At 69.9% G+C, this 3,188-nt stretch carries 3 protein-coding genes; all 3 read left to right on the plus strand.

What is annotated here, in order from left to right; all coding sequences use genetic code 11:
- The first annotated feature begins 363 nt into the window (after positions 1-363).
- Genes ettA through AB8Z75_RS32610 form a run of 3 tightly spaced genes read left to right on the plus strand, consistent with a single transcriptional unit; the run spans position 364 to position 3,119 of the window.
- Positions 364-2,028: an energy-dependent translational throttle protein EttA gene (ettA, locus tag AB8Z75_RS32600; RefSeq protein WP_369208381.1), complete on the plus strand. Its 1,665-nt coding sequence runs from the start codon at positions 364-366 to the stop codon at positions 2,026-2,028.
- Between the two features lie 4 nt (positions 2,029-2,032).
- Positions 2,033-2,458 carry an acyl-CoA thioesterase gene (locus AB8Z75_RS32605; RefSeq protein ID WP_369208383.1) on the plus strand — a complete coding sequence of 142 codons (426 nt, stop codon included), beginning with the start codon at positions 2,033-2,035 and terminating at the stop codon, positions 2,456-2,458.
- Complete coding sequence (locus tag AB8Z75_RS32610) at positions 2,439-3,119, plus strand: hypothetical protein (RefSeq protein ID WP_369208385.1); 681 nt, start codon at positions 2,439-2,441, stop codon at positions 3,117-3,119. The genes AB8Z75_RS32605 and AB8Z75_RS32610 overlap by 20 nt, the downstream gene beginning before the upstream one ends.
- The last annotated feature ends 69 nt before the right edge of the window (positions 3,120-3,188 follow it).

The following is a 3,188-nucleotide window of genomic DNA, read 5'->3' on the forward strand; positions in this document are numbered from 1 at the left end:
CCTCGGTCCGGTCCGGCCGCCCTCGGTCCGGTCCGGCCCCCCGCCCTTGCCGGCCCTGGTCTTCTCGTTGTCCTGGCTGCAGTGGGGCCGGTCGGGGCTCGCGTTACGGAGGCCCGGCCGGGGGCGGGCTCGCCCCCGGCCCCAGCGGCCCGGCGGTCGGTCGCAGTCTGGCCGGTATCGGGGGCCCGCTCCGGAGCCCGTTTCCGGGGTGGGGGGCGGGTGCGGCAAGATGGGGTGCGTATGCCTGACGTGGTACGGCCGCAGCTCACTCACCGGCGAGCACCGCGGCGCGCTGCCGCATGATGAGACGACCCGCGCGGCCCGGCCGCGTACGACTACCTACAGAAGCTCGGACGGTTCCTCTTGGCTGAGTACATCTACACCATGCGCAAGGCGCGCAAGGCGCACGGCGACAAGGTGATCCTCGACGACGTCACCTTGAGCTTCCTGCCCGGCGCCAAGATCGGTGTCGTGGGCCCCAACGGTGCGGGCAAGTCGACCGTGCTCAAGATCATGGCGGGGCTGGAGCAGCCCTCCAACGGTGACGCCATGCTCGCGCCCGGCTACAGCGTGGGCATCCTGCTGCAGGAGCCGCCGCTGGACGAGTCGAAGACGGTTCTGGAGAACGTCCAGGACGGTGTCGCGGAGACGAAGCAGCAGCTCGACCGGTTCAACGAGATCGCCGAGCAGATGGCGACCGAGTACACCGACGCGCTGATGGAGGAGATGGGCAAGCTCCAGGAGAAGCTCGACCACGCGAACGCCTGGGATCTGGACGCGCAGCTGGAGCAGGCCATGGACGCGCTGGGCTGCCCGCCCGGTGACTGGCCGGTCGTCAACCTCTCCGGTGGCGAGAAGCGCCGGGTGGCGCTGTGCAAGCTGCTGCTGGAGCAGCCCGATCTGCTGCTGCTGGACGAGCCCACGAACCACTTGGACGCCGAGTCGGTGCAGTGGCTGGAGCAGCACCTGGCGAAGTACCCGGGCACCGTCATCGCCATCACCCACGACCGGTACTTCCTGGACAACGTGGCCGAGTGGATCATGGAGCTCGACCGTGGCCGTGCCGTTGGTTACGAGGGCAACTACTCCACCTACCTGGACAAGAAGCAGACGCGTCTGAAGGTCGAGGGCCAGAAGGACGCCAAGCGGGCCAAGCGTCTCAAGGACGAGCTGGAGTGGGTCCGCTCGAACGCCAAGGGGCGGCAGGCGAAGTCGAAGGCGCGTCTGACCCGTTACGAGGAGATGGCGGCCGAGGCGGAGAAGACCCGGAAGCTGGACTTCGAGGAGATCCAGATTCCGCCGGGGCCGCGCCTGGGCAACGTCGTCGTCGAGGTGGACAAGCTGAACAAGGCGTTCGGCGACAAGGTTCTCATCGAGGACCTGTCGTTCACTCTTCCGCGGAACGGCATCGTCGGCGTGATCGGTCCGAACGGTGCGGGCAAGACGACGCTGTTCAAGATGATCCAGGGTCTGGAGGAGCCGGATTCGGGCTCCATCAAGGTCGGCGACACGGTCAAGATCTCCTACGTGGACCAGACCCGCGCCAACATCAACCCGGACAAGACGCTGTGGGCGGTCGTCTCGGACGAGCTGGACTACATCAACGTCGGCCAGGTCGAGATGCCGTCGCGCGCGTACGTGTCGGCGTTCGGTTTCAAGGGCCCGGACCAGCAGAAGCCGGCGGGTGTGCTCTCCGGTGGTGAGCGCAACCGGCTGAACCTGGCGCTGACGCTCAAGCAGGGCGGCAACCTGCTGCTGCTCGACGAGCCGACCAACGACCTGGACGTGGAGACGCTCTCGTCGCTGGAGAACGCGCTGCTGGACTTCCCCGGCTGTGCGGTGGTCGTCTCCCACGACCGCTGGTTCCTGGACCGTGTGGCCACGCACATCCTCGCCTACGAGGGCGACAGCAAGTGGTTCTGGTTCGAGGGCAACTTCGAGTCGTACGAGAAGAACAAGATCGAGCGGCTGGGTCCGGACGCGGCGCGTCCGCACCGGGCGACGCACAAGAAGCTGACCCGGAGCTGAGCGCGTGCGGCACAGCTACGCGTGTCCGCTGCGCTGGTCGGACATGGACGCCTTCGGGCACGTCAACAACACCGTCTACCTCCGGTATCTGGAGGAGGCCAGGATCGACTTCCTGGCCTTGGCGGCGCGGGTGGCGGACCCGGAGGCGTTCACCGGCGGCACGGTCGTGGCGCGGCACGAGATCGACTACCTGCGGCAGCTGGTGCACCGGGCCGACCCGGTGGTGGTGGAGCTGTGGGTGGTCAAGCTGACGGCCGCCTCGGTGACGTTCGCGTACGAGATCAAGGACGCGGCCGGTGGCGGCGGCCCGTATGTGCGGGCCCGGACGGTCGTGGTGCCGTACAACATCAAGGAGGGCTACCCGCGGCGGCTGTCGCCGGCCGAGCGGTCCTTCCTGGAGGGCTACTTCGATGACAGCCACAGTGGCTGACCGGCTGGTTTTCGCCGATCCCGGGGAGGCGGCGGGGCTCGCCGCCTTCCTGGAGCGGCTGGTGCGCTGGGAGAAGAACGCCGCCGTGCGCATCCAGGCGGGCGGCGGCGTGGCGGGTGTGTTCGCCAAGCCGGCCCGTTTCGAGGTGCTGGCGGTGCGCACCGGACGGCTCCTGGAGCCGGTCGAGCTCGATGTGACGGTGGCGGCAGGCGAGCTGCTGGAACTGGTCGAGGAGGAGCGCGAGGCCGTCCGGGTGCCCCAGGCCGTCACCGGCCCTTCGTGGGCGGGCGTGCTGCCGCCGCGCGGCGGCTGGCGGGAGTTCGCGCGGGTGCCGGTCGACGCGGTCGGTTCGGTGGCGGCGGCAGCCGTGGGCGAGTTCCGGCAGCGGGCGGAGAGGTTGCAGGCCGAGCGGGGCGGCCGTCAGGCGCTGGACGCGCTCGCCGAGGAGATCTGGTCCCGCCCGCTGGGGCGCACTCAGCTGCCGCTGCGCGCCGCGCACGCCGCGCACGCGCTGGGTTTTCTGCGCGGCACCGAGCCTGTGACGCTGCTGGAGGCCGGCGCGTGGCTGCGGTTGCGGACGCTCTACGGCTCCGTCGCGGTCCGGCGTCGGGGCGGTGCGGGGGCCGGCGCGGGCGCCGGTTTGAGCGTCACCCCGGTATGAGCCAGTGAGCCAGTGAGCCCACCCGGCGCTCAGCCGGGTTCCTCCTCCCGGTGGTCGGCCGCGTCCTTC

This window comes from Streptomyces sp. PU-14G (assembly GCF_041028275.1).
In the GTDB taxonomy this organism is placed as follows: domain Bacteria; phylum Actinomycetota; class Actinomycetes; order Streptomycetales; family Streptomycetaceae; genus Streptomyces.